Origin of the sequence: Streptomyces lusitanus (genome assembly GCF_042647945.1) — a bacterium.
Lineage (GTDB): Bacteria > Actinomycetota > Actinomycetes > Streptomycetales > Streptomycetaceae > Streptomyces > Streptomyces pseudogriseolus.
Genome location: NZ_JBHRWL010000007.1, coordinates 55,167 through 79,050, shown reverse-complemented (window position 1 = coordinate 79,050; position 23,884 = coordinate 55,167). Strand labels below are relative to the sequence as shown.

The window sequence follows — 23,884 nt, the reverse complement described above, 5'->3', positions numbered from 1 at the left end:
ACAGCAGTCAAGAAGGAACCCAGCGCACCCGCGCGTCGCCGCGCTCCCGGCATGTCGCCGGAACAGCGGCGGGCGATGATCGTCCAGGCCGCGATTCCCCTGCTCACCGAGTACGGCTCCGCCGTGACGACCGCGAAGATCGCCCGCGCCGCGGGCATCGGCGAGGGCACGATCTTCCGCGTCTTCGCCGACAAGGAGGAGCTGTTGCAGGCGTGCGTCACCGAGGCCCTGTCCCCCGACCACGCCGTGCGTGAGCTCGACGCGATCGACGTGTCCCAGCCGCTGCCCGACCGGCTCGCGGAGGCGGCCGAGGCGCTCCAGGCGCACATGGACCGGCTCGGCGCGATCATGGGCTCCCTGGGGCATCACGGCGGCAAGCACCCCGGCACGGTGCGCGGCGCGGGCCGCGAGGAGTCGACCTCCCGTGTCCGCGCGGCCCTCGCGGACCTGCTGGAGCCCGAGAAGGACTCCCTGCGCCGGCCGCCGGAGCAGATCGCGGCGCTGTTCGTCGGGCTGCTCTTCACCCAGCCGCGCACGGACGGCGAACCCGACCTCACTCCACGCGAGTTGGTGGAGGTCTTCCTCGGCGGGGCGCTCACCGGGAGCGCGTCGTGAGCGCCCGGGCGAGGCGGTCGGGGACCGCGGCGGCGGCCGTGGCGGTCGCGCTGGTCATATGGGCGGTCGCGGATCCCGTGCTGGGCCACCGACTCCGCATGACCGACGGCGGCGACACGATGACCGTGGGGGCCGCGGCCGTCACGGTCGCCTCTCTGCTCGCGGCCCTGGCCGCCTGGGCGTTACTCGCCGCACTGGAGCGGTTCGGAGTGCGGCGTGCCCGTGCCGTGTGGACCGGCGTGGCCGTCGCCGTACTGGCCGTGTCCCTCCTGCCGTTGGCCGGCGACGGCATGGACGGCGGCACCCGGGTCACGCTCGCGCTCATGCATCTGACCGTGGGGGCCGTGCTGATCGCGGGGCTGGCCGGCGGGTCCCGCGCCGGGCGTCCGGCGCGGGAGGGCCCTCACTCGTAGCGCAGGCGCAGCGACTCGCGCTCCGTCTCCTCGATCTGTTCGAGCGTCAGGCCCGGCAGGTTCAGCTGGGCCAACGTCACCTGGGCGCTGCTCGGCTGGGCGTCGGCGGGCAGCCAGCGGTCCGGCTGCCAGGCGTTGCCGCGCATCAGCGACTTGGGGCAGTGCGGGTAGGCCTGTTCGACCCGCACCACGATCGCCGAGACCGGCGGCTTGCCCACGGCGGTGAGCCGGTCGAGCAGTTCCGGGCGGGCCGAGACGAACGCGCGGCCGTTGACGCGGAGCGTGGTCGTACGGCCGGGGACGGCGAAGAGCAGGCCGACCCGGCCGGTCTCCACCACGTTGTGCAGGGTGTCGAGCCGCTTGTTGCCCGTCGCGTCGGGGATCGCCAGCGTCCGGTCGTCCAGCACCGCGACGAACCCGGGCGGTCCGCCGCGTGGGGTGACGTCCGCCCGGCCCCCGGCGTCCGTGCTGCCGATGAACACCAGGGAGGCGCAGCCGACCAGCGCCCGGGTCTCCTCGGTGAGATGGTCGGTCTCCTTGCGGAGGGCGTTCGCGTTCGGCTCCGGGTACAGCTCGCGCAGCTGTTCCGTGCTGGTGAGGGCGTCCGCCCGCAGGGCCTCGAAGAGCAGGCCGGCGGTGGTCCCCGTGTCGGTCGTCATACGCATGACCCTAGAAGACGCATCCGGTCCCGCACAGGGGGCCGCTGGGTGGTGCCCTGCGCCCGCACGGCATGCGTCAGGGGGCCCGCCGGCTGCCGGCGGGCCCCCTGTCCTCGCATCGTCGGGACGACAGGATTTGAACCTGCGACCCCTTGACCCCCAGTCAAGTGCGCTACCAAGCTGCGCCACGTCCCGATGCGGCTCTCGCGGCGAACCGCGTGATCTCGCAGGTCAACCCTACCGTATGCGGAGCGGAGGGTGAGCCGGGTATGCGAGCGGGATGATCACCTGATTGTCCTGTCAAATGGTTGACAGGACACCGGGCCCGGCCCGAAGGTGGGCGGGCAGATCAGGACCCGGCCCAAGAGAGGCAGTCATGGTGGATGCGTTGGGCGTCGCCGTCGTCGGATTCGGCTGGATGGGGCGGGTGCACACCCAGGCGTACGCGCGGGTGGCGCACCACTTCCCCGGGCTGCCGCTGCGTCCGGAGCCGGTCGTGGTCGCCGAGGAGGTGCCGGGGCGGGCGGAGGAGGCCGCCGCGCAGTACGGGTTCGCCTCGACCACCCGCGACTGGCGTGACGTGGCCGCCGACCCCCGTGTGCGCGCGGTCAGCATCACCGCGCCGAACTTCCTGCACCGTGAGATCGGTGTGGCCATGGCCGAGGCCGGCAAGCACATCTGGATCGAGAAGCCGGTCGGGCTGACCGCCGAGGACGCGCGGGCGGTCGCGGACGCGGTCGCCAAGGCCGGCGTCCAGGGCGCGGTCGGCTTCAACTACCGCAACGCGCCCGCCGTGGAGGCCGCCCGCGACCTGATCGCCTCCGGCGGCATCGGCCGGGTCACCCACGCCCGCGTGAGACTGTTCAGCGACTACGCGGCGCACCCCGAGGGCGCGCTGACCTGGCGTTACGAGCGGGAGCGGGGCGGCAGCGGGGTGCTGGGCGACCTGGCCTCGCACGGCGCCGACCTGGCCCGCTTCCTGCTCGGCGACATCACCTCGCTGAGCGCCGACACGGCCGTCTTCCTGCCCGAGCGGGCCCGCCCGACCGGCGCCACCGCCGGCCACTCCCGCGCGACCGGCGGCGAGATGGGCGCGGTGGAGAACGAGGACTACGTGAACTGCCTGCTGCGGTTCGCGTCCGGCGCGCGGGGCGTGCTGGAGGCCTGCCGGGTCTCCGTGGGCGAGCAGAACAACTACGGCTTCGAGGTGCACGGCACCGAGGGGGCGGTGTTCTGGGACTTCCGCCGGATGAACGAACTGGGCGTCAGCCGCGGCACCGGCTATCAGGACCAGCCGGTGAGCACGGTGTACGTCGGGCCGGGCGACGGCGAGTTCGGCGCGTTCCAGCCGGGCGCGGCCAACGCCATGGGCTACGACGACCTGAAGGTGATCGAGGCGTACCGCTTCCTGCGGTCGGTCGCCGAGGGCGTCCCGTACGGCGCCACCCTCGCGGACGCGGTGCGCAGCGCGACGGTGCTCGACGCGATGGCGCGGTCGGCCGAGGAGCGGGCGTGGGTGACGGTGGACGCGCCCGCGTGACGCCCCCGGCCTCGTGCCGCGCTCATCTCGCCGCCTCCGCGTCCTCCTTGCGCCCGAGCCACACCTTGACCGGGACCAGGACCAGCCACCACCACATGGCGGGCGGCCCCACCAGCAGGGCCAGCGGAATGGTCACCACGAACACCACCACCGTGGCGCCCGCGTCGACGGCGTAGAGGCCCTCGTTCCGCAGCGGTTCGGCGTCGCCGTGGAGCCAGGGGCGGCGGGCGACGACGGCGGCGAGGGCGAGGTGGACGGCGCCGAGGGAGGCCACCGCCGCCGAGTAGATGACGACGGAGACGCGCTGGTCGCCGTACTCGGAGACCAGGGCGGTGGGGAACGGCAGCAGGGCGGCGAGGCCCAGGCCGAGGACGGTCAGCCAGATCACGTCGGCGTCCACCAGACGCACCCGGTGGAAGATCGCCCGGTGGTCGCGCCAGAATCCGGCCAGCACGGCGAAGCTGAGCGCGTAGGCGCCCAGGTTGGACAGGACGTCGCCGAGCGCCTCGTGGAACCCGGCGGAGTTCAGCCCCGGCGGTACGTCGATGTCCAGGACCAGCAGGGTGACGGCGATGGCGAAGACGCCGTCGGACAGCGCCACCAGCCGTTCGGCCCCGCCTTCCGTGGTGGGTTTCCTCATGCGCCCGACGGTAGGCGCGGCCGGCCGGGCGCGGGGCGCCACACGCCAGGCGGGTCACCCGGCCACGACGGGGGCGGGCATGTTGTACGGGGTGACCACCTGGATCGCGGACGGCAGGGTCGGTCCGGCGGGCGGCAGCGCGCCGTGCGCGCGCATCACCAGGTGGCAGGCCTCGCGCAGGTCGTGGCGCAGGTCGTGGTGGAGCACGGCGGACAGTCTCAGTTCGCGCAGCAGCCGGGTGTTGTCGTGGTCGAGGTCGTGGGCGATGAACACCGCGCACTCGCGTCCGGCGTCCTCGAAGGCGCGCAGGGTGGCGATGTTGCCGCCGCCGATCGAGTAGACCGCGCGGATCTCCGGGTCGCGTTCCAGGGCGGCGCGGACCAGGTCGTACTGGGTGGCGTCCAGGCCCTGGCCCTCGGCGATCTCGACGAGGGTGCGCTCGGGGTGGCGGGCGCGCATGGTGCTGCGGAAGCCCATCTCGCGCTCCTCCTCGTTGCGGAAGAAGCCGCTGGAGAGACTGGTGAGCACGTTGCCGGGCCGGTCGCCGAGCCACTGGCCCATCAGATAGGCGGCGGTGGCGCCCGCCGCGCGGTTGTCGCTGCCGACATGGCCGACGCGGGCGCTGACCGGCAGGTCCGTCACCAGGGTCACGACGGGGACGCCGGCCGCGGCGAGCCGGCCGACCGCGGCGGTGACCTCGGGGACGTCGGGCGCCTTGAGGAGCACGCCCTGCGAGCCGCGGCGGGCGATCCGGTCGAGGACCGCGACCAGCTCCTCCGCCGGGCCGGTCTCCCGGAAGTGGTAGCGGGAGCGCACCACCGCCGGGTGCAGGGAGGGCAGTTCGGCCTCCAGGGCGGCGCGGACGGCCGTGGAGAAGCGCTCCGGGGACTGCATGACGATGTCCACCATGAACGTGCGGCCGACCAGGCGGACCTGGGTGCGCTGGCGGTCCAGGTCGGCGATGGCCCGGTGCACCTCGCGCGCGGTGCTCTCCCGCACCCCGCCGCGGCCGTTGAGCACCCGGTCCACGGTGGCCTCGCTCAATCCGGCCTGACGTGCGATTTCGCGGATCGGGAAGGGGTGCCCCATGCGACTGCTCCTGAGGGGTTTTTGATGGGTTCCTGATGGTGGTGCGAGGGGTTTGTTCTGACAAGAATGACATCACCCGCGTCGCTCCGTGACCCGAAGGGACGACTTCATGTCCGCATCGTCTTCCGTGCAGACCCCCGCGCCGGCCGTCTGGCTGTCGGAGCGGGACTGCGACCTGGACGCCTTCCGCGCCCTGGTCGAGCAGTCGACCGACCCCTCCGCATACCCGCTGGCCTCCGCCGTCGAGCGGAACGTGCTGCTCTACGACGCCGAGCGGCTCGCGCTCGCGGACCGCCGCACCGCGCAGGCCGAACTGGTCCGCGCCCTCGCCGACGGCCCCGGCATCGTGGTGATCCGCGGCGCCTTCCCCGACCCCTCGGTGGTGGACCGGACCACCGCCGTGTTCGACGCCCTGATCGCCCAGCAGCGCGCCTCGGGCGCCGCCGCCGGCGACCACTTCGCCAAGCCGGGCGCCAACGACCGGGTGTGGAACGCCCTGGAGAAGGCCGCGCTGCACGACCCGGCGGTGTTCGCCGACTACTACGCCAACGACATCGTCGCCCTGGTGTCCACGGCCTGGCTGGGCCCCGGCTACCAGGTGACCTCCCAGGTCAACGTGGTCAACCCGGGCGGCGCGGCGCAGACCGTGCACCGCGACTACCACCTGGGCTTCCTGTCGAACGAGACGGCGGCCGCCCACCCGGCGCACGTGCACCGCCTCTCCCCCGTGCTCACCCTCCAGGGCGCCGTCGCGCACTGCGACATGCCCGTGGAGTCCGGGCCGACGATGTACCTGCCGCACTCGCAGAAGTACGAGGCAGGCTACCTCGCCTGGCGGCTGCCCGAGTTCCGGGCGTACTTCGAGGACCACTACGTCCAGCTGCCGCTGCGCAAGGGCGACGCGGTGTTCTTCAACCCGGCGCTGTTCCACGCCGCCGGTGCCAACCACTCGGCGGACATCCGGCGCGCGGCCAACCTGCTCCAGGTGTCGTCCGCGTTCGGGCGGGCCATGGAGACCGTGGACCGCGAGGCCGTCGTGGGCGCCGTCTACCCGGTGCTGCTGGCCCGCAAGGCCGAGGGCGTCCCGGAGCGGTGGCTGGAGAACGTGATCGCGGCGAGCGCCGAGGGCTACCCGTTCCCCACCAACCTGGACAACGACCCGCCGGTCGACGGCCTCGCCCCGCCCTCCCAGGCGGACATGGTGCGCCGCGCGCTCGCCGAGGGCCGGCCGCCTCGCGTCCTGCGGGACGCGTTGCGGGCCGCCGCCGCCCGGCGCGCGAGCTGAACCGCTGGACCGACACGGATCCGGAAGGACGTCATGGGACTTCTCGACGACAAGGTCGTCCTCGTCAACGGCGGCAGCCAGGGCGTGGGCGCCGCCGTCGCACGGGCCGCGGTGCGCGAGGGCGCGGTCGTGGCGGTCAGCGGACGGCGCGCGGAGCCGGGTGAGGCGCTGGTCGCCGAGCTGGCCGGGCAGGGCGCCAAGGCCATGTTCGTACGCGCCGACCTGGCCGACGCCGGCCAGGCCAAGGACACCGTCGCCCAGGTCGTGCGGGCGTACGGCAGGATCGACTGCCTGGTGAACTCCGCCGGGCTCACCTCGCGCGGCACGCTCCTCGACACCACACCCGAGCTGTTCGACCAGCACATCGCGATCAATCTGAAGGCGCCGTTCTTCGCCATGCAGGCCGCGGTGGCGGACATGGTGCGGCGCGCCGAGCCCGGCACGATCGTCAACGTCATCACGTCGTCGGCGCACGGCGGGCAGCCGTTCCTCGCCCCGTACGTCGCCGCCAAGGCGGGGCTGATGGGCCTGACCCGCAACGCGGCGCACGCCCACCGGTGGGACCGGATCCGGATCAACGGCCTGAACATCGGCTGGACCGCGACCGAGGGCGAGGACGCCACGCAGCGCGCCTTCCACGGCGCCGGCGACGACTGGCGCGAGCAGGCCGCCGCGCGGCTGCCGATGGGCAAGCTCGGCCAACCGGACGAAATCGCCGACTTCGTGGTCCTGCTGCTGTCCGACCGGTCCGGGGTGGTCACCGGGTCCGTCGTCGACTGGGACCAGAACGTCCTCGGCGGCCTCGACTGACCTTCTCCGCCCCCGCCCCCGTCCGCACCACATGCACCACCCGCACTCCAAGGAGCACCGCCCCATGCGCATCGGAATCCTCGGCCTCGGCCGCATCGGCGCCTTCCACGCCGAGACCCTGTCCGGGCTCGACGCCGTCGAGTCCCTCGTCGTCTCCGACCCGTTCGCGGACGCCGCGAAGGCCGCCGCGGAGCGCTTCGGCGCGCAGGTCGCGGACTCCCCCGAGGCGGTGCTCGCGGCCGGGGTGGACGGCGTGGTCGTCGCCGCGGCCACCGACGCCCACCCGGAGCTGATCCTCGCGTGCGTGGAGGCGGGCGTGCCCGTGTTCTGCGAGAAGCCCGTGGCCCGCACCATCGCGGAGGGCGTCGAGGTGCTGAAGGCCGTCGCGGGCCGTGACGTGCCGGTGCAGATCGGCTTCAACCGCCGCTTCGACGCCGGTTTCGTCGCCGCGCGCGCCGCCGTCCGGTCCGGCGAGCTGGGCACGCTCCACACCGTGCGCTCCACGACGCTGGACCCGGCGCCGCCGCCCGCCGCGTACGTCGCCGCGTCCGGGGGGATCTTCCGGGACTGCTCGGTGCACGACTTCGACATCATCCGCTGGGTGACCGGCCGCGAGGTGACCGAGGTGTACGCGGCCGGCGGCAACCGGGGCGCGGAGTACATCAAGGAGGCGGGCGACGCCGACACCACGGGCGCGGTCCTCACCCTCGACGACGGCACCCTCGCGGTGGTCTCCAACAGCCGGCACAACGGCCGGGGTCACGACGTCCGCATGGAGATCCACGGCTTCACCGACTCGATCGCGGTGGGCCTGGAGGACAAGCTGCCCCTGCGGTCGGTCGAGCCGGGCGTCACCTTCCCGGCGGGGGTGCCGCACGACTTCTTCATGGACCGCTTCACCGACGCCTACCGCGCCGAACTGCTCGCGTTCACCGAGGTGGTGGCGGGCTCCCGCCCGTCGCCGTGCACGATCGAGGACGCTCTGGAGGCCGGCTGGATCGCCGAGGCGTGCACACTGTCGCTGCACGAGCACCGTCCCGTGACCCTGGAGGAGGTACGGCGGGCGTAGACGCGTCCGCTCCGAGCGCTGGACACGGCACCGGTGTCGGTGCGGGCCGGGGGGTGTCGGCGCACGGCGGCGCCAACGAGGCGCCGCCTGCGCCCACCCTCCCCCACTCTCGGCTTCGCTCGAGCGGGAGGTACCCCCATCGCCCTGGGGGTACCTCCCAGGCCCTTAAGGCACTGGGGGAGGCACGACTGCCCGCAGGCGGCAGGCGCCTCAAGGGGCGCGGGGAACTGCGCGATCAGCCACGACGCGGCCGCACCCGGCATGCGACAGCCCCCGGCATCTCAGTAGCCGCCGGGGGCAAGGCGCCGCGCCCGGGGCGTTACGCCTCCGCCCTGTACAGCGCAGGCTTCTCCGCCAGTTCGACCGTGGCCCGGCCGCCTTCCTCCAGCGCCCGCACCCCCGCCTCGCACACCGCCGCCGCGGCGTAGCCGTCCCACGTGCTGGGGCCGGTGACCTCGCCGCGGCGGGTGGCGTCGACCCACGCCTGGACCTCGGCGTCGTAGGCCTGGGCGAAGCGTTCGGTCCAGTCCTGGGCGATGGTGCCGCCCCAGCGTCCGGCCATGTTGGTGACCAGCTGGTGGCCGTCGCCGATGCGGGCGGTGCCGCGTTCGCAGACCGCCTCGGCCTGCACCTGGTACCCGAAACCGCAGTTGACGAAGATCTCGACGTCGGAGAGCGCCCCGCCGTCGGTCTCCAGGACGACGAACTGCGGGTCGCGCAGTCCCTCGGGGGCGCCGGAGGACGGGACCGGCCGCAGCACCGTCACGGCGGTGATCTCGTGGCCCAGCAGCCAGCGGGTCGCGTCGACCTCGTGGGCGACGGAGTCGCTGATCAGCATGGAGCTGGTGAAGAAGGGCGGGCTGGCCACGTTGCGGTGGCGGTTGTGCAGCATCAGCGGCCGGCCCAGCTGCCCGGTGGCGAGCAGGGCCTTGAGGCGGACGTACTCGGTGTCGTAGCGGCGCATGAAGCCGACCTGCACCCGGCGGTGGCCGAGGGCCTGTTCGGCCTCCATGACGCGCAGCGCGGACGCCGCGTCGGGAGTGAGCGGCTTCTCGCACAGGACGGGCAGGTCGTGCGCGAACGCGGTGAGCAGCGCCGCCTCGTGGGCGGGCCCGGAGGAGGCGACGAGCACGGCGTCGACGTCCGCCGACGCCATCACCTCGGCCGCGTCGGTGTGGGCGGTGCAGCCGTCGACCCCGGCCGCGACCGCCTTGGCCCGTTCGCCGTCGAGGTCGACGACCGCGGCGACCCGCGCCCCGCTGATCACCCGGTCGATCCGCCGCACGTGGTCGGCGCCCATGCGGCCGGCGCCGATGACGGCGATGCCGAGGGGCTCGCGCCGGTTCATGTGTGTCGCCTCCCGGTCCGGTGGGTGGTGGTCAGGCGCCGCAGGAGCGGAGGAACTTGCGGGTGCGCACCGCGATGGGCAGCGGCTTGTCCGGCTCGCACGGGTACATGTCCTGCTCGACGATCGCGAACAGGTCCACGCCCAGCTTCTGCGCGGCCGTGAGGACGGGGCCCAGCTCGGGGACGCCGGCCGGCGGTTCGCACATGACCCCGCGCTGGACGGCGGGCCCGAAGGGGACCTGGTTCTTGACGACGTCGGCGAGGATCTCCGGGTCGACCTGCTTGAGGTGCAGGTAGCCGATGCGCTCGCCGTAGGTCTCGATCAGCTTGACGCTGTCGCCGCCGCAGTAGGCATAGTGACCGGTGTCGAGGCAGAGGCTGACCAGGCGCGAGTCGGTGGAGTCGAGGAAGCGCTCGACGTGCTCCTCGGTGTCGATGTGGGTGTCGGCGTGCGGGTGGACGACGATGTCGAGCCCGTACGTCTCCTTCACCTCGCGGCCGAGGCGCTCCATGCCCCGGGTGAGGTGGCCCCACTGCTCGGTGGTGAGCTCCGGCGGCTCCAGGATCTCGGCGCTCTTGTCGTCCCGCCAGAACGACGGGATGACCACCAGGTGCTTGGCGTCCATGGCCTGGGTGAGCGCGGCGACGCGGCTGACCTGCTCCCAGGTGGCGTCCCACTCGGACGGGCCGCGGTGCAGCCCGCAGAAGATGGTGCCGGCGGAGACCTTCAGGCCGCGGCTCTGCACCTCGTCGGTGAGGCGGGCCGGGTCGGTGGGCAGGTAGCCGTAGGGGCCGAGTTCGATCCAGGAGTAGCCGGCCTCGGCGACCTCGTCGAGGAAGCGCTGCCAGGGCACCTGCTGGGGGTCGTCGGGGAACCAGACGCCCCAGGAGTCGGGGGCGGAACCGACCCGGATGCGGTCGAGGGCGACGGCCATGTCAGGACTTCCCTTCCGGGGTTGCGGTCGTGGGCGCCCGGAGGTCGCCGGCTTCGGGGAGCTCTTCCGTGTCGACGCCGCGGACCTGGGCCAGCTCGTGCTTGAGCGCGGCCAGTTCGGCGCCGCCCGCCATGTGGTTGGTCAGCTCTTCGAGGCTCACCTCGCTGCGGTCGGCGCTGAGCTCCAGGGTGCCCAGGCGCAGCACGTTGAAGTGGTCGCCGACCATGTAGGCGTGGTGCGGGTTGTGGGTGATGAAGATGACGCCGAGGCCGCGGTCGCGGGCCATGGCGATGTACTTCAGGACGACCCCGGACTGCTTGACGCCGAGGGCGGCGGTGGGCTCGTCGAGGATGAGGACGCGCGCGCCGAAGTAGACGGCGCGGGCGATCGCGACGCACTGGCGCTGGCCGCCGGAGAGCGTGCCGATGGGCTGCTCCAGGTCGTCCAGGACGATGCCCATGTTGCGCAGTTCCTCGTCGGCCGTCCGCTTCATGCGGTCGATGTCGAGGCGGCGGACGGGCCAGGGGCCCTTGGTCATCTCGGAGCCGAGGAAGAAGTTCCGCCACACCGGCATCAGCGGGACGACGGCGAGGTCCTGGTAGACGGTGGCGATGCCCTTGTCGAGCGCCTCGCGCGGGGTGGAGAACCGCACCGGTTCCCCGTCGACGAGGAACTCGCCCTCGGTGTGCTGGTGCAGCCCCGAGACGATCTTGATGAGGGTGGACTTGCCGGCGCCGTTGTCGCCGAGGACGCAGGTCACCTTGTTGGCGTGGACGGTGAGGTCCACGCCGTGCAGGGCGCGGATGTTGCCGTAGGACTTGCCGGCGGCGCGGAGCTCGACCAGGGGGCGGTCGCCGCCGGCCGGAGTGTCCGTGCGGACGGCACCGTCGGTGCCGGTCGTCTTGTCGGTCATTGCGGTCACCTCCGGGTCGCCGTGCGCTGGACCCACAGATTGATGAGGACGGCGCCGAGCAGCATCACGCCGAGGAAGGCCTTGAACCAGTCGGGGTTCCAGCCGGCGTAGACGATGCCCTGCTGCACCATGCCGAACATGAAGGCCCCGAAGACCGGTCCGATCGCCGAGCCGTAGCCGCCGGTGAGCAGACAGCCGCCGATGACCGCCGCGGCGATGTAGATGAGCTCCTGGCCCACGCCCTCGCCGGACTGCACGGTGTTGAAGGAGAACAGGTTGTGCATGCCGACGAACCAGGCGCCGAAGCCGACCAGCATGAACAGGCTGATCTTGGTGAAGGTGACGGGGACGCCGACCGCGCGGGCGCTGTCCTTGTTGCCGCCGACGGCGAAGATCCAGTTGCCGTACTTGGTGCGCAGCAGGACCCAGGTGGCGAGCGCGGCGAAGACGAGCCACCAGACCACGGTGATCTTCACCTGGACGTCGCCGATCTCGAAGCTGGAGGCGAAGACCGCCTTGGCCTGGTCGAAGCCGTCCATGTCGGCGATGCTGTCGGTGGCGACGTTGCCGGTGACGAGTTTGGTCACGGCGAGGTTGACGCCCTGGAGGATCAGGAAGGTGCCCAGGGTGACCAGGAAGCTCGGCAGGCCGGTCTTGACCAGCATCCAGCCGTTGAAGAAGCCGACGGCGAGGGACACCACGAGGGCGACGATCACGCCCATCCACACGTTCAGGGTGAGCTGGTAGCTCAGCATGCTCGCGGTGAGCGCCGAGGTGACGACGGCGACGCCCGCCGAGAGGTCGAACTCGCCGCCGATCATCAGCAGCGCCACGGGCAGCGCCATGATCCCGATGGTGGACGACTGGTACAGGATGTTCGCCATCGAGCTGCCGTCGCGCACCGGCGGGGCGGTGAACAGGAAGAACACCAGGACGGCGACGGCGCCGAGGAAGACGCCGACCTCGGGCCGAGCGAGCAGCCGCAGCGCCAGCGGGCGCCGCGCGGTGCGCCCGTCCTTCTGCTTCTCGGGGCCGGGGGCCGGCGGCGTGGTCGCCGCCGGCTCAGCCTGTTGAGCCATGCTCATCACCGGGTGCCCTTCGCGGCGAACTCGGAGACGGCGTCGACGTTGGACTTGTCGACGAAGGCCGGACCGGTCAGGACGGGCTGCTCGCCGCCGCCGCTGTAGTTGCCGTTGTTCTTGTAGAGCCACAGGCCGTCGATGGCGAGGTAGCCCTGGAGGTAGGGCTGCTGGTCCACGGCGAACTGGATGTCGCCGGCCTTGACGGCGCCGGTCAGCTCCTTGTTCAGGTCGAACGTGGCGACCTTGGCCTTGCTGCCGGCCTCCTCGACGGACTGCACCGCGGTCGGCGCGAAGGGCGCGCCGAGGGTGACGACGTAGTCGATGGAGGAGTCCTGCTTCAGCTTGGCGGTGATCGTCGACTTCACCGACGGCATGTCGGTGCCGTTGACGTTGAGGATCTGGGTCTCGCCCTCGAAGGTCTTCTTCACCCCGTCGCACCGCTGGGTCAGGCCGACGTTGCCCTGCTCGTGGACGACGCAGACCGCGTTCTTCGCGCCGACCTCGTTCAGCTTCTTGCCGAACGCCTCGCCCGCCACCGACTCGTCCTGTCCGAAGAACTCGAGCAGGCCGAGGTCCTTCCAGTCGCTCAGACCGGAGTTGAGGCCGACGACGGGGATGCCGGCCGCGTCCGCCTTGGCTATGACCTCCTTGAGCGCGTCCGGCTTGGCAAGGGTGACCGCGATGCCGTCGACCTTCTGGTCGATGGCGTTCTGCACCAGGTTGGCCTGGTTGCCGGCGTTCGGGTCGGCCGAGTAGATCAGCTTGACGTTGTCCTTGGCGGCGGCGGTCTCGGCGCCCTTGCGCACGATGTCCCAGAAGGTGTCGCCCGGCGCCTGGTGGGTGACCAGGGCGATCGTCATCTGCGGAGTCGAGGCCTTGCCGGCCGAGGCGTCCGCTCCGCCTTCCTCGGACTTCTTGCCGCCGGAGTCGCTGGAGCAGCCGGCGAGGGCCAGGGCGGCTGCCGCCGCGACCGCGACGAAGGGGGCGACTCTGCGGTGGCGGGGGTGGGAAGAGCGGTCCATCAGTCCTGCACCTCACTGTGCTTCACGGGGAAAAGGGGGCGAGGAGTCCGAGAGTCCGGTGCCCGGAACCTCGGGAGTCCGGGGTGTGTGCCATCACACAAGGCGGTTCTGCTGGGACGCGATCCAATCCCCGAGAACCGCTCGCTGTCAATACTTTGTTAAGACATCATTTCACGCGCTCGTCCGAATGTAAGTACAAACTATTGACACCGCCGCCCCTCGAGACCTACACCTGGGAAGCGGCAGGTCCCCGGAAGCACGTCCCCACCGTGGCAGGGCGTCCTGGGACCCGCATCCCCAGAAGCTCGAGGAGCGTCGCTGAATGGCCGACACACCACAGTATTTCGACCTGGTCACCATGGGTCGCATCGGGGTCGATCTTTATCCCCTTCAGACCGGGGTGCCGTTGTCGCAAGTCGAGACGTTCGGGAAATTCCTGGGCGGGTCGGCCGCCAATGTCGCGGTCGCCGCGGCGCGGCTCGGCCGTTCCACCGCGGTGATCACGCGCACCGGGGACGATCCCTTCGGCGTCTATCTGCACGAGGCGCTGAAGGATTTCGGCGTCGACGACCGCTGGGTGACGCCGGTGGCCGCCTACCCGACGCCCGTCACCTTCTGCGAGATCTTCCCGCCGGACGACTTCCCCCTCTACTTCTACCGCCGCCCCAAGGCCCCCGACCTGGAGATCCACCCGCACGAGCTGGACCTGCCGGCGATCCGCGCGGCCGGCATCTTCTGGATCACCGGCACCGGCCTGAGCGAGGACCCCAGCCGCACCGCCACGCTCGCCGCCCTTGAGGCGCGGGCCAAGGCCGGCACCACCGTGTTCGACCTGGACTGGCGTCCCATGTTCTGGCGGGACCCGGACCAGGCGCGCCCGTACTACCGCGAGGCGCTGCGCCACGCCACCGTCGCGGTCGGCAACCTCGACGAGTGCGAGGTCGCCACCGGGGTGCGTGAGCCCGAGGCGTGCGCCGAGGCGCTGCTGGCGGCCGGGGTGGAGCTGGCCGTGGTCAAGCAGGGCCCGCGGGGCGTGCTGGCCGTGCACCGGGACGGCACCCGGGCCGAGGTGCCCCCGGTGCCGGTCGAGGTGGTCAACGGCCTCGGTGCCGGCGACGCCTTCGGCGGCTCGCTCTGCCACGGTCTGCTCGCCGGCTGGGACCTGGAGCGGACCATGCGCCACGCCAACGCGGCCGGCGCCCTCGTCGCCTCGCGCCTCGCCTGCTCGTCCGCCATGCCGACCGGGCCGGAGGTCGCCGACCTCCTCGCGCGGGCCGTCGCGCCGGACGCGGCAGACCGGCCGAGCCAGTCCTGAACGGAGCACTTCCTTGGAACTCAGCATCCCCGACCTCACCACGGTCCGCGCCCGGCATCCCGAGGCCGTCGCCGAGGCGGCCGCCCGCCGGGCCCGCCGTCCGCTGATCGGCGACAGCGGCCGGCTGATGATCGTGGCCGCCGACCACCCCGCCCGGGGCGCGCTCGGCACCGGCGATCGCCCGCTGGCCATGGCGGACCGGGCCGACCTGCTGGAACGCCTGTGCGTCGCGCTGTCCCGGCCGGGCGTGGACGGGGTGCTGGCCACCGCCGACATCCTGGAGGACCTGCTCCTGCTGGGCGTGCTGGAGAACAAGGTCGTCATGGGGTCCATGAACCGCGGCGGCCTGGCCGGGGCGTCCTTCGAGATGGACGACCGCTTCACCGGACACCGCGCCGAGGACATCGAGCGGCTCGGCTTCGACGCGGGCAAGCTGCTCGTCCGCATCGACTACGACGACCCCGGCTCGCTCGCCACCCTGGAGTCCGCCGCCCGCGCCGTCGACGCGATGGCCGCGCGCCGGCTGCCGGTGTTCGTGGAGCCGTTCATCTCCCGCCGCGTGGACGGCCGGGTCCGCAACGACCTGTCCGCCGAGGCCGTCACCCGCTCCATCGCCATCGCCTCCGGGCTCGGCGGCACCTCCGCCTACACCTGGCTGAAGCTGCCGGTCACCGAGAACGCCGACGACATGGCGCAGGTGCTGCGCACCTCGACGCTGCCGGTGGTGCTGCTCGGCGGCGAGGTCGGCGACCAGGAGGCGGCCTACGAGCGCTGGGGCAAGGCGCTGCGGCTGCCCAGCGTGCAGGGCATGGTCGTCGGCCGCTCGCTGCTCTACCCGGCCGAGGGCAGTGTGGAGACGGCGGTGGACACGGCGGTCGGCCTGCTGTGACCGGCCCGTACAGCCGGTGAAGCCGTACGACCGGTGAGGCCGTACGACCGGTGGAAGGCCGTACGACCGGTGGAAGGCCGTACGGCCGGTGAGAAGCCCTCACGCCTCGTGAGGCGCCCGTACGACGACGTACGCAGACGGAGGCACGCATGACGCATCACCTTCCCGCCGGCAAGGCCGTCGCCGGCCCCTACGCCGTGGACGTGAACCCGGCGGGCGCCGGCTGGGACCACTCGAGCCTGAGAGTGCTCCCGCTGGCGCCTGGCGGCTCGCACACCTTCGACACCGGGGACAGCGAGTGGATCGTGCTGCCGCTGAGCGGCGCCTGCACGGTCGCCTCGGACGACGACTTCGGCCACGAGGAGTTCGCGCTCACCGGCCGCACGAGCGTGTTCGAGGGAGTGAGCGACTTCGCCTACGTGCCGCGCGACGCCCGGGTCACCGTGTCCTCGGCCGCCGGCGGGCGGTTCGCGCTGACCGGCGCCCGCTGCACCCGCCGCCTGCCGGCCCGGTACGGCCCGGCGGCGGACGTGCCGGTGGAGCTGCGCGGCACCGGCTCCTGCTCCCGGCAGGTCAACAACTTCGGCGCGGCGGGCGTCTTCGAGTGCGACAAGCTGATCGCGGTCGAGGTGCTCACCCCGGGCGGCAACTGGTCGTCCTTCCCGCCGCACAAGCACGACGAGCACCGGCCGGGCGAGGAGTCGGTGCTGGAGGAGATCTACTACTTCGAGTTCGCCGCCCACGACGGCACGCCGGGCCTCGGCTACCAGCGGGTCTCCCCCTCCGGACCCGGCCGGGACACGGACGTGCTGGCCGAGGTGCGCGACGGCGACGTCGTCCTCATCCCGGACGGCTGGCACGGGCCGTCGATGGCGGTGCCCGGCCACCACATGTACTACCTGAACGTCATGGCGGGGCCCGGGGCCGAGCGCGCCTGGCTGATCTGCGACCACCCCGACCACGCCTGGATCCGCGACACCTGGCCCGAGCAGCCCGTCGACCCCCGACTCCCCCTCTACACCGCACCGGAGAGGTCCGCATGAGCGCCACCACCCGCCGACTGACCACCGCCCAGGCCCTGGTGCGGTTTCTGTCCGCGCAGTACACCGAGCGGGACGGCGTGCGCCGCCGGCTGATCGCGGGCACCTGGGGCATCTTCGGACACGGCAACGTCGCCGGCCTCGGGCAGGCGCTGGTGGAGTACCGCGACGCCATGCCGTACCACCAGGGCCGCAACGAGCAGGCGATGGTGCACGCGGCCGTCGGCCACGCCCGCCAGCTGAACCGCCTCTCCGCGCAGGCGGTGACGACGTCCATCGGCCCCGGCGCGACCAACCTGGTCACCGGCGCGGCGCTGGCCACGATCAACCGGCTGCCGGTGCTGCTGCTGCCCGGCGACTACTTCGCCTCCCGCGCCGCCGACCCGCTGCTCCAGCAGCTGGAGCACCCCGTCGAGGCCGACGTGTCGGTCAACGACACGCTGCGCCCGGTGTCCCGCTACTTCGACCGGATCACCCGCCCCGAGGCGCTGATCGCGTCCGCGCTGAACGCCATGCGGGTGCTCGCCGACCCGGCCGAGACCGGCGCGGTCACCCTGGCGCTGCCGCAGGACGTGCAGGCGGAGGCGTACGACTGGCCGGAGGAGTTCTTCGCCGAGCGGGTGTGGACGGTGCGCAGGACCGCCCCGGACCCGGTGGAGCTGGAGGCGGCCGTGGCGGCGGTACGGGCGGCCCGGCGTCCGCTGATCGTGGCGGGCGGCGGGGTGCACCACAGCGAGGCCGAGGACGCGCTGCGGGCGCTGGTGGACGCCACCGGCATCCCCGTCGCCTCCACCCAGGCAGGCAAGGGCTCGCTGCGCCACGACCACCCCGCCGACCTGGGCGGCATCGGCCACACCGGCACCGCGGTGAGCGACGCGCTGGCCCGCACCGCCGACGTGGTGATCGGCGTCGGCACCCGCTACACCGACTTCACCACCGCCTCCGGCACCCTGTTCCGCGACCCCGGCGTGCGGTTCGTCAATCTCAACGTCACCGGCTTCGACGCCCACAAGCTCGCCGCCCGCACCCTGGTGTGCGACGCGCGCACGGGCCTGGAGCGGCTCGCCGAGGGACTCGCCGGGTACCGCGTGGACGAGGTCTACGAGGCGGAGTACCGGACCGGGAAGGCACGCTGGGACGAGGTCGTCGAGGCGGCCCTGCGCGCCGACGACGACACCGCCGTGCCGACCCAGACGCAGGTGCTGGGCGCGCTGGACTCGGTCGTCGGCGACGAGGACGTGGTGATCAACGCGGCCGGTTCGCTCCCCGGCGACCTGCACAAGCTGTGGCGCGCCCGCAGCCCCCGCCAGTACCACCTGGAGTACGGCTACTCGTGCATGGGCTACGAGATCCCGGCCGCGCTGGGTGTCCAGCAGGCCGCGCCCGGGACCCCGGTCTGGGCACTGGTCGGCGACGGCACGTACCTGATGAACCCGACGGAGATCGTCACCGCCGTCCAGGAGAACCTGCCGGTCAAGCTGGTCCTGGTGCAGAACCACGGGTACGCCTCCATCGGCGGCCTGTCGGAGTCGGTGGGCGCCGAGCGGTACGGCACCGCCTACCGCCACCGCGCCGCCGACGGCTCCTTCACCGGCGCACCGCTGCCGGTGGACCTCGCGGCGAACGCGGCCAGCCTCGGCATGGAGGTGCTGCGCGCGAAGACGGTGCGGGAACTGCGGACCGCCCTCGCCGAGGCCCGCGCCTCCGACCGCCCGACCTGCGTGTACGTCGAGACCGACCCGGCGCCGACCGCGCCGCCGGCCGAGGCGTGGTGGGACGTGCCGGTGGCGGAGGTCGCCACCCGCGAGGCCGCCGTCCGGGCCCGCGAGCAGTACGACGCCCAGGTGGCCGGGCGCCGCCGCCACCTGTGACCCCGTCCCGCACGCTCCGGCCGGCAGCCCCGACAGGAAGGCACGTTCATGGCGAAGACCGGTGACCCCGCACGCGCCGCCGCCGGACCGGCGGCGTACTCCCTGGACTTCGCCCTGGACCGGAGCAGTCCGGTGCCGCTGTACTACCAGCTCGCCCAGCAGCTGGAAACGGCCATCTCCAGCGGCGCGCTCGCGCCCGGCGACCTGCTGGGCAACGAGGTGGACCTCTCGGTGCGCCTGGGCCTGTCCCGGCCGACCGTCCGCCAGGCCATCCAGTCCCTGGTCGACAAGGGGCTGCTGGTGCGGCGGCGCGGGGTGGGCACGCAGGTGGTGCACAGCCAGGTGCGCCGCTCCCTGGAGCTGACCAGCCTCTACGACGACCTGGAGGCGGCCGGGCAGGCCCCGACCACGCTGGTGGTCCGCCACGAGACCGTCCCGGCGCCGCCCGGCGTGGCCGCCGCGCTGGGGCTGCCCGAGGGCGCCGAGGTGACCTTCCTGGAGCGGCTGCGCCGCACCCACGGCCTGCCCGTCGCCCTGCTCGGCAACTACCTCCCGGCGGGCCTGCTCGACCTGGACAGCGCCCGCCTGGAGGCGACGGGCCTGTACCGGATGATGCGCGCGGCCGGCATCACCCTGCACAGCGCCCGCCAGACGGTGGGCGCGCGGTCGGCGTCCGCCGAGGAGGCCTCCCGCCTGGACGAGAAGGAGGGCGCGGCCCTGCTCACCATGCAGCGCACCGCCTACGACGACACGGGCCGCGCGGTGGAGTACGGCAGCCACATCTACCGGGCGTCCCGCTACTCCTTCGACTTCCAGCTGCTGGTCAGACCGTGAGGCGGGGGCGGCGGGTCAGTGCGCGGCGTCCAGCCGGGCCCGCTGCTCCGCCGACAGTTCCAGGTCCACCGCCGCCAGGTTCTCCTCCAGTTGGGCGAGTGACGACACCCCGGCCAGCGGCAGGACCGGCAGTTCGTGGCCGATCTGCCAGGCCAGCACCACCTGCCCCGGCGTCGCCCCGGTCTCCCGGGCGACCTCACGCAGCGCCGCGAGGCGGGCGGGGGTGCCCGGGTGGTCGTAGTCGCCGGGCAGGCGTTCGGGGCGGGCGTAGGCGCCCCCGAGCAGCGGCGAGTAGGCGACCAGGGTCAGGGCGGGCTCGGCGCGCAGATAGGCGGCCAGTTCGGCGCCCGCGTGGCCGAGGCTCCCGTCGGGGAAGAGGTCGCCGGGGACGTCGGCGCGGGGCCGTAGATAGCTGTGCTGGTACTGCAGGACCTCGTAGCCGGGCAGGCCGGCCGCCGCCGCGATGGCGCGGGCCCGCTCCACCCGCCAGACGGCCTGGTTGCTCACCCCGAGCAGCCCCACCGTGCCCTCTGCGACCAGGGCCCCGAAGCCCTCGACGGTCTCGCGCTGGGGGACGGTGTGGTCGTCGATGTGCGCGTACAGCAGGTCCAGCCGCTCCACGCCGAGTTTCTCCCGGCTGCGTTCGGCGGACTCCCGGATCACCTTCGCGGACAGGCCCTCGGGGTTGTCGGTGTAGCTCGTGCCCGGGGCGAGGGGGCGGGCGCCGAGCTTGGTCGCGACGACGATCCCGTCACCGGCACCGCGGCTGCGGCGCCAGCGGCCCAGCAGTTCCTCGCTCTGCCCGCCCTGGCCGCCGTCGGTCCAGAAGGCGTAGTTGTCGGACGTGTCGATGAAGTTCCCGCCGGCCTCGACGTAGCGGTCGAGCAGGGCGAAGGAGGTCTTCTCGTCGGTCACCGACCCGAACAGCATCGCCCCGAGCGCGAGCACGCTCACCTCGCGGCGGTGCGGGCCGGTGCCGATGGTGCGGTACTTCATGGCTGTCCCCTCCCGTTCCACACCCCGCTTCCGGGGCACGGACCGGGAGTCTTCCGCTTGAAGAGCGCTCCAAGTCAAGCGTTCCCGGGGTTCACCGAGCCGCCGGCAACTGATCGGCGCCGTGACGCGTCCTGGACGACGAGTCGAGGGGCGGGACACACAGGTGGAGCGAGCAGCGGCGGTGGCCGCGGGAGCGTGGTGCCGGCGGGCGCGGACGCGGGGGCGGGTGTCCGCCGTTCTCGCGGTGCTGACGGCCGGGCTGCTGGTGTTCCACCGGGTGGTGCCCAATTCCGTGGGGCGCGTGGGCAGTCTGCTGGAGACGTTCCTGCCGTGGCTGGGCCTGGTGATCGTCGTGCTGACCGGTCTTGCCCTGCTGCGCCGTTCGGCCGCCGCCGTGATGGCGCTGCTCCTGCCGGCGGCGGCCTGGACCCACCTCTTCGGCGGACTCCTGCTGCCGGCCGAGGAGTCCGGCCCGCACGACCTGGTCGTGGTGCAGCACAACGTCAGCGACGAGAACACCGACCCGGCCGGCACGGCCCGCGCCCTGGCCGGCGCGGGGCCCGATCTCATCGCACTGCAGGAACTGGTCCCCCCGGCGCTCGCGGTGTACGAGAGGACGCTCGCCCCCGACTACCCGTACCACGCGGTCCGGGGCACCGTCGGGCTGTGGTCGAAGCATCCGCTCGCCGGCGCCCGGCTCCTGGACATCAAGCCGCGGGGCGTCACGGAGCCCTGGAGCCGAGGCATGCGGGCCGTGGTCCGCACGCCGCACGGTGAGATCGCGGCGTACGTCGCGCACCTGCCCTCGGTCCGTGTGGGCGCGGGCGGCCTCGCGTCCTCCCGGCGCGACGAGAGTGCCGGCCTGCTGGGCAGAGCGGTCGCCGCCGAGCCGCTGGAAACGGTGATCCTGCTGGGCGACCTCAACGGCACGGTCGACGACCGCGGGCTGACCCCGCTCACCTCACGGATGGACGTGGCGCGGCGGGGCTTCGCCTTCAGCTTCCCCGCCGCCCTCCCCCTGGCCCGGATCGACCAGGTCATGGCCCGCTCGGCGACCGTCACCCACATCCGCGCCCTGCCCGCCACCGGCAGCGACCACCTGCCGGTGAGCGCGCGCGTCGCACTGCGTTGAGTGCCGTACGGTCCACCACCGGATCGGGAAAACGGTCAGGGCCGGTTTCAGAAGTCTCTGAAACCGGCCCTGATCTGCGACTCTCACAAGTCGGGACGACAGGATTTGAACCTGCGACCCCTTGACCCCCAGTCAAGTGCGCTACCAAGCTGCGCCACGTCCCGGTGCGCGTCGCACGGGTGAACCGCGTGATCGCGCGAGGAGCACTTTACCGCACACCCCCGGCGCGGCCCGAATCGGGTGGGGCGCGGGACAATCGGCGTATGGGTACCAGGGAGAGCACGTCGTCGGGCCGGACGGCCGCCGCACGGGACCGGGACGGCGAGGGGCGGGCCCGCAACGCCCGCCCGCGTGACGGGCTGGGGCGGCCCCTGCCGTACGGCGAGGAGGGCGTGCCCCGGCAGCCGGAGGGGGTGGTGCGGCGGCCGGAGGACAGCGTCACCGAGGCGCAGCGGCTGCTGGACGAGGGGAAGCCGTTCCACGCGCACGAGGTGTTCGAGGACGCCTGGAAGTCGGGTTCCGAGGCGGAGCGGGAGCTGTGGCGGGGGCTGGCCCAGATGGCGGTCGGGCTCACGCACGCCGCGCGCGGCAACGTGACCGGCGGGGCACGGCTGCTGCGCCGTGGTGCGGTCGCCGCCGAGGAGTGGGCGGCGGGCGGTCAGCCCCGGCCGCACGGGATCGACCTGCCCGGGGTGATCGCCTGGGCGCGGGAGCTGGCGGCGGAGGTGGAGCGCGGGGAGGGCGTCGCCGTGGACGCGGGGGCGCGTGCGCCTCGGCTGCGGGGCGCCGCCTGACCTGGGTGCGGTGCGGCCGGAGGCGTGCGGCAGACTCGGGGTGTGCGGACTCTTCATGTGATCGGTATCGGCGCCGGCGACCCCGACCAGCTGACCCTCCAGGCGGTCAAGGCCATGCGGGACACGGACGTGTTCTTCCTCCTCGACAAGGGCGAGGCGAAGGCGGACCTGACCGGGCTGCGCCGGGACATGCTCCGGACGCATCTGGCGGACCGGGCGTACCGCGTCGTCGAGGCGCGTGACCCGGAGCGGGACCGCTCGGCGGGCGGCTCGGCGTACTCCCCCGCCGTCGGCGACTGGCGCAGCGCACGCGCCGACATCTACGAGCGGCTGATCGCCCAGGAGCTGGGCGAGGAGGAGACCGGCGCGTTCCTGGTGTGGGGCGATCCCGCGCTGTACGACAGCACGCTCGGCATCCTCGAGGAGGTGCGGGAGCGGGGCGCGGTCGCGTTCGACTACGACGTCGTGCCGGGCGTCAGCAGCGTCTCGGCCCTCGTGGCCCGGCACCGCACGGGCCTCAACCGGGTGGCGCGCCCGGTGCAGATCACCACGGGACGGCGGCTCGCGGAGGAGGGTTTCCCGGAGGGCGTGGACGACGTGGTGGTGATGCTGGACGCGCATCAGCGTTTCCGCGCCTTCGCCGGCGAGGACGTGGACATCTACTGGGGCGCCTACATCGGCACCCCGGACGAGATCCTGGTCTCCGGTCCGGTCGCCGAGGCCGCCCCGCGCATCGAGCGGCTGCGCGCCGAGGCGCGGGAGCGGAAGGGCTGGATCATGGACACGTATCTGCTGCGCCGCTCCCCCGGCGAGCGGTAGAGCCGGTCAACAGGGTCGGCCGAGGGCTTCGTCCAACCGCTCCAGCACCGCCGGCACGTCCGAAAGCGCGGTGATCCCCTCCGGCAGGGGCGGGCGGCGGACGACCACGACGGGGAGGCCGAGGTCGCGGGCGGCGGTGAGTTTCGCGGAGGTCGCCGCGCCGCCGCTGTCCTTCGTCACCAGCACGTCGACGCGGTGCTCGCGCAGCAGCGCCGTCTCGTCCGCCACGGTGAACGGGCCGCGGGCCGCCAGCACGTCGGTGTGCGGGGGCAGCGGCGGCTCGGGGGGCTCGACCGACCGTACGACGAAGCGCAGCTCCGTGAGCCCGGCGAAGGCCGCGAGGCCGAGGCGCCCGGTGGTCAGGAACACCCGGCGGCCGAGCCCGGGCAGCACTGCGGCGGCCGCGTCCAGGGAGGGCACCGGGTGCCACTGGTCGCCGGGGCCGGGCTCCCAGCCGGGGCGGCGCAGCACCAGCAGGGGGACGCGCGCGGCGGCGGTGGCGGTGGCCGCGTTCGCGGTGATCGTCGCGGCGAACGGGTGGGTCGCGTCGACGACGGCGTCCACGCTCTCCTCACGGAGCCAGGCCGCGAGTCCGTCCGGGCCGCCGAAGCCGCCCACGCGCACCTCGCCGTCGAGCGCGCCCGGCCGGGTCACCCGACCCGCGAGCGAGGTCGTCACCCGGAATCCGGGGCGCGCGGCCAGCGCGGCGGCGAGCCGGCGCGCCTCGGTGGTGCCGCCGAGGATCAGCACGTGCGGGGACATGTGCCGAGGGTAC

Annotated in this window: 24 protein-coding genes and 2 tRNA genes; 14 read left to right on the top strand and 12 right to left on the bottom strand. The window is 73.1% G+C overall.

The features are described 5' to 3' along the window. Positions 1-75 precede the first annotated feature (75 nt). Both ACFOSY_RS12145 and ACFOSY_RS12140 read left to right on the top strand, forming a co-directional pair. Positions 76-615: a TetR/AcrR family transcriptional regulator gene (locus ACFOSY_RS12145; RefSeq protein WP_394307352.1), complete on the top strand. Its 540-nt coding sequence runs from the start codon at positions 76-78 to the stop codon at positions 613-615. After that, positions 612-1,028, top strand: a complete 417-nt coding sequence (locus ACFOSY_RS12140) for a DUF6069 family protein (protein WP_394306772.1) — start codon at positions 612-614, stop codon at positions 1,026-1,028. The genes ACFOSY_RS12145 and ACFOSY_RS12140 overlap by 4 nt, the downstream gene beginning before the upstream one ends. On the opposite strand, the gene ACFOSY_RS12135 is transcribed toward ACFOSY_RS12140, so the two are convergent. Both ACFOSY_RS12135 and ACFOSY_RS12130 read right to left on the bottom strand, forming a co-directional pair. Then, positions 1,019-1,687, bottom strand: a complete 669-nt coding sequence (locus ACFOSY_RS12135; protein WP_394306771.1) for an MSMEG_1061 family FMN-dependent PPOX-type flavoprotein — start codon at positions 1,685-1,687, stop codon at positions 1,019-1,021. The two genes, ACFOSY_RS12140 and ACFOSY_RS12135, sit on opposite strands and share 10 nt — an antisense overlap. Positions 1,688-1,808: 121 nt before the next feature. Next, positions 1,809-1,882: transfer RNA gene (locus ACFOSY_RS12130), tRNA-Pro, on the bottom strand. Positions 1,883-2,063: 181 nt separating this feature from the next. Here ACFOSY_RS12130 and ACFOSY_RS12125 point away from each other — a divergent pair. Next, positions 2,064-3,227, top strand: coding sequence for a Gfo/Idh/MocA family protein (locus ACFOSY_RS12125; protein WP_394306770.1), 1,164 nt, complete (start codon positions 2,064-2,066; stop codon positions 3,225-3,227). Between the two features lie 22 nt (positions 3,228-3,249). Here the strand turns inward: ACFOSY_RS12125 and ACFOSY_RS12120 are convergent, their stop codons facing one another. Next, positions 3,250-3,828, bottom strand: a complete 579-nt coding sequence (locus ACFOSY_RS12120) for a TMEM175 family protein (protein ID WP_394307351.1) — start codon at positions 3,826-3,828, stop codon at positions 3,250-3,252. A 93-nt stretch (positions 3,829-3,921) separates the two neighbouring features. Further along, positions 3,922-4,956 (bottom strand): LacI family DNA-binding transcriptional regulator, encoded by a 1,035-nt coding sequence (locus ACFOSY_RS12115; protein ID WP_006130318.1) that lies wholly within the window; start codon positions 4,954-4,956, stop codon positions 3,922-3,924. A 109-nt stretch (positions 4,957-5,065) separates the two neighbouring features. Between ACFOSY_RS12115 and ACFOSY_RS12110 the strand changes: the two genes are divergently transcribed. The 3 genes from ACFOSY_RS12110 (at position 5,066) to ACFOSY_RS12100 (ending at position 8,120) form a co-directional block, all read left to right on the top strand. Continuing rightward, on the top strand, positions 5,066-6,241 hold the full coding sequence (locus ACFOSY_RS12110) for a phytanoyl-CoA dioxygenase family protein (RefSeq protein WP_394306769.1): 1,176 nt from the start codon (positions 5,066-5,068) through the stop codon (positions 6,239-6,241). Between the two features lie 33 nt (positions 6,242-6,274). Further along, positions 6,275-7,051 carry an SDR family oxidoreductase gene (locus tag ACFOSY_RS12105; protein WP_006130320.1) on the top strand — a complete coding sequence of 259 codons (777 nt, stop codon included), beginning with the start codon at positions 6,275-6,277 and terminating at the stop codon, positions 7,049-7,051. A gap of 64 nt (positions 7,052-7,115) precedes the next feature. Next, positions 7,116-8,120, top strand: coding sequence for a Gfo/Idh/MocA family protein (locus ACFOSY_RS12100; RefSeq protein WP_394306768.1), 1,005 nt, complete (start codon positions 7,116-7,118; stop codon positions 8,118-8,120). A 319-nt stretch (positions 8,121-8,439) separates the two neighbouring features. Here ACFOSY_RS12100 and ACFOSY_RS12095 read toward each other — a convergent pair whose 3' ends face one another. The 5 genes from ACFOSY_RS12095 to ACFOSY_RS12075 are packed head-to-tail and all read right to left on the bottom strand — an operon-like array spanning position 8,440 to position 13,419. After that, entirely contained in the window at positions 8,440-9,468 is a 1,029-nt protein-coding gene (locus ACFOSY_RS12095) for a Gfo/Idh/MocA family protein (RefSeq protein WP_394306767.1), read from the bottom strand. 31 nt (positions 9,469-9,499) lie between these two features. Then, a complete protein-coding gene (locus ACFOSY_RS12090; protein WP_394306766.1) occupies positions 9,500-10,402 on the bottom strand; it encodes a sugar phosphate isomerase/epimerase family protein in 903 nt (300 codons plus the stop codon). Between the two features lies 1 nt (position 10,403). Further along, complete coding sequence (locus tag ACFOSY_RS12085) at positions 10,404-11,315, bottom strand: ATP-binding cassette domain-containing protein (RefSeq protein WP_394306765.1); 912 nt, start codon at positions 11,313-11,315, stop codon at positions 10,404-10,406. Positions 11,316-11,320: 5 nt separating this feature from the next. Continuing rightward, positions 11,321-12,400 carry an ABC transporter permease gene (locus tag ACFOSY_RS12080; RefSeq protein WP_394306764.1) on the bottom strand — a complete coding sequence of 360 codons (1,080 nt, stop codon included), beginning with the start codon at positions 12,398-12,400 and terminating at the stop codon, positions 11,321-11,323. After that, positions 12,400-13,419, bottom strand: coding sequence for a sugar ABC transporter substrate-binding protein (locus ACFOSY_RS12075; RefSeq protein WP_394306763.1), 1,020 nt, complete (start codon positions 13,417-13,419; stop codon positions 12,400-12,402). The genes ACFOSY_RS12080 and ACFOSY_RS12075 overlap by 1 nt, the downstream gene beginning before the upstream one ends. 322 nt (positions 13,420-13,741) lie before the next feature. On the opposite strand from ACFOSY_RS12075, the gene iolC reads away from it, so the two are divergent. The 5 genes from iolC (at position 13,742) to ACFOSY_RS12050 (ending at position 19,368) form a co-directional block, all read left to right on the top strand. Further along, entirely contained in the window at positions 13,742-14,734 is a 993-nt protein-coding gene (gene iolC / locus ACFOSY_RS12070; RefSeq protein ID WP_394306762.1) for a 5-dehydro-2-deoxygluconokinase, read from the top strand. A gap of 13 nt (positions 14,735-14,747) precedes the next feature. Continuing rightward, complete coding sequence (locus ACFOSY_RS12065) at positions 14,748-15,623, top strand: Cgl0159 family (beta/alpha)8-fold protein (protein WP_394306761.1); 876 nt, start codon at positions 14,748-14,750, stop codon at positions 15,621-15,623. A gap of 149 nt (positions 15,624-15,772) precedes the next feature. Further along, positions 15,773-16,666 carry a 5-deoxy-glucuronate isomerase gene (gene iolB / locus ACFOSY_RS12060; RefSeq protein ID WP_394306760.1) on the top strand — a complete coding sequence of 298 codons (894 nt, stop codon included), beginning with the start codon at positions 15,773-15,775 and terminating at the stop codon, positions 16,664-16,666. Then, entirely contained in the window at positions 16,663-18,534 is a 1,872-nt protein-coding gene (gene iolD, locus ACFOSY_RS12055; RefSeq protein ID WP_394306759.1) for a 3D-(3,5/4)-trihydroxycyclohexane-1,2-dione acylhydrolase (decyclizing), read from the top strand. Before iolB ends, iolD begins: the two co-directional genes overlap by 4 nt. Positions 18,535-18,582: 48 nt before the next feature. Next, the gene (locus ACFOSY_RS12050) at positions 18,583-19,368 is read left to right on the top strand and encodes a GntR family transcriptional regulator (protein WP_394306758.1); all 786 of its coding nucleotides are present in this window, start codon (positions 18,583-18,585) and stop codon (positions 19,366-19,368) included. Between the two features lie 15 nt (positions 19,369-19,383). On the opposite strand, the gene ACFOSY_RS12045 is transcribed toward ACFOSY_RS12050, so the two are convergent. Next, positions 19,384-20,364 carry an aldo/keto reductase gene (locus tag ACFOSY_RS12045; protein WP_394306757.1) on the bottom strand — a complete coding sequence of 327 codons (981 nt, stop codon included), beginning with the start codon at positions 20,362-20,364 and terminating at the stop codon, positions 19,384-19,386. Between the two features lie 181 nt (positions 20,365-20,545). Here ACFOSY_RS12045 and ACFOSY_RS12040 point away from each other — a divergent pair, with 181 nt between their 5' ends. Next, positions 20,546-21,496, top strand: a complete 951-nt coding sequence (locus ACFOSY_RS12040) for an endonuclease/exonuclease/phosphatase family protein (RefSeq protein WP_394307350.1) — start codon at positions 20,546-20,548, stop codon at positions 21,494-21,496. Between the two features lie 90 nt (positions 21,497-21,586). Here ACFOSY_RS12040 and ACFOSY_RS12035 read toward each other — a convergent pair. Then, positions 21,587-21,660: transfer RNA gene (locus ACFOSY_RS12035), tRNA-Pro, on the bottom strand. Between the two features lie 99 nt (positions 21,661-21,759). Here ACFOSY_RS12035 and ACFOSY_RS12030 point away from each other — a divergent pair. Together ACFOSY_RS12030 and cobF are read left to right on the top strand one after the other, a co-directional pair. Beyond that, on the top strand, positions 21,760-22,290 hold the full coding sequence (locus tag ACFOSY_RS12030; RefSeq protein ID WP_394306756.1) for a DUF309 domain-containing protein: 531 nt from the start codon (positions 21,760-21,762) through the stop codon (positions 22,288-22,290). A gap of 42 nt (positions 22,291-22,332) precedes the next feature. Then, positions 22,333-23,109 (top strand): precorrin-6A synthase (deacetylating), encoded by a 777-nt coding sequence (gene cobF / locus ACFOSY_RS12025; protein WP_394306755.1) that lies wholly within the window; start codon positions 22,333-22,335, stop codon positions 23,107-23,109. 6 nt (positions 23,110-23,115) lie between these two features. Here cobF and ACFOSY_RS12020 read toward each other — a convergent pair whose 3' ends face one another. Next, positions 23,116-23,871 (bottom strand): cobalt-precorrin-6A reductase, encoded by a 756-nt coding sequence (locus tag ACFOSY_RS12020; RefSeq protein WP_394306754.1) that lies wholly within the window; start codon positions 23,869-23,871, stop codon positions 23,116-23,118. Positions 23,872-23,884: the final 13 nt, after the last annotated feature.

Excerpts from the sequence above, each read along its gene's own strand:
- ACFOSY_RS12145 (WP_394307352.1), top strand. The coding sequence starts at position 76 with ATGATCGTCCAGGCCGCGATTCCCCTGCTCACCGAGTACGGCTCCGCC.
- ACFOSY_RS12135 (WP_394306771.1), bottom strand. The coding sequence starts at position 1,687 with ATGACGACCGACACGGGGACCACCGCCGGCCTGCTCTTCGAGGCCCTG.
- ACFOSY_RS12125 (WP_394306770.1), top strand. The coding sequence starts at position 2,064 with ATGGTGGATGCGTTGGGCGTCGCCGTCGTCGGATTCGGCTGGATGGGG.
- ACFOSY_RS12115 (WP_006130318.1), bottom strand. The coding sequence starts at position 4,956 with ATGGGGCACCCCTTCCCGATCCGCGAAATCGCACGTCAGGCCGGATTG.
- ACFOSY_RS12110 (WP_394306769.1), top strand. The coding sequence starts at position 5,066 with ATGTCCGCATCGTCTTCCGTGCAGACCCCCGCGCCGGCCGTCTGGCTG.
- ACFOSY_RS12105 (WP_006130320.1), top strand. The coding sequence starts at position 6,275 with ATGGGACTTCTCGACGACAAGGTCGTCCTCGTCAACGGCGGCAGCCAG.
- ACFOSY_RS12100 (WP_394306768.1), top strand. The coding sequence starts at position 7,116 with ATGCGCATCGGAATCCTCGGCCTCGGCCGCATCGGCGCCTTCCACGCC.
- ACFOSY_RS12095 (WP_394306767.1), bottom strand. The coding sequence starts at position 9,468 with ATGAACCGGCGCGAGCCCCTCGGCATCGCCGTCATCGGCGCCGGCCGC.
- ACFOSY_RS12090 (WP_394306766.1), bottom strand. The coding sequence starts at position 10,402 with ATGGCCGTCGCCCTCGACCGCATCCGGGTCGGTTCCGCCCCCGACTCC.
- ACFOSY_RS12085 (WP_394306765.1), bottom strand. The coding sequence starts at position 11,315 with ATGACCGACAAGACGACCGGCACCGACGGTGCCGTCCGCACGGACACT.
- ACFOSY_RS12080 (WP_394306764.1), bottom strand. The coding sequence starts at position 12,400 with ATGAGCATGGCTCAACAGGCTGAGCCGGCGGCGACCACGCCGCCGGCC.
- ACFOSY_RS12075 (WP_394306763.1), bottom strand. The coding sequence starts at position 13,419 with ATGGACCGCTCTTCCCACCCCCGCCACCGCAGAGTCGCCCCCTTCGTC.
- iolC (WP_394306762.1), top strand. The coding sequence starts at position 13,742 with ATGGCCGACACACCACAGTATTTCGACCTGGTCACCATGGGTCGCATC.
- iolB (WP_394306760.1), top strand. The coding sequence starts at position 15,773 with ATGACGCATCACCTTCCCGCCGGCAAGGCCGTCGCCGGCCCCTACGCC.
- iolD (WP_394306759.1), top strand. The coding sequence starts at position 16,663 with ATGAGCGCCACCACCCGCCGACTGACCACCGCCCAGGCCCTGGTGCGG.
- ACFOSY_RS12050 (WP_394306758.1), top strand. The coding sequence starts at position 18,583 with ATGGCGAAGACCGGTGACCCCGCACGCGCCGCCGCCGGACCGGCGGCG.
- ACFOSY_RS12045 (WP_394306757.1), bottom strand. The coding sequence starts at position 20,364 with ATGAAGTACCGCACCATCGGCACCGGCCCGCACCGCCGCGAGGTGAGC.
- ACFOSY_RS12030 (WP_394306756.1), top strand. The coding sequence starts at position 21,760 with ATGGGTACCAGGGAGAGCACGTCGTCGGGCCGGACGGCCGCCGCACGG.
- ACFOSY_RS12020 (WP_394306754.1), bottom strand. The coding sequence starts at position 23,871 with ATGTCCCCGCACGTGCTGATCCTCGGCGGCACCACCGAGGCGCGCCGG.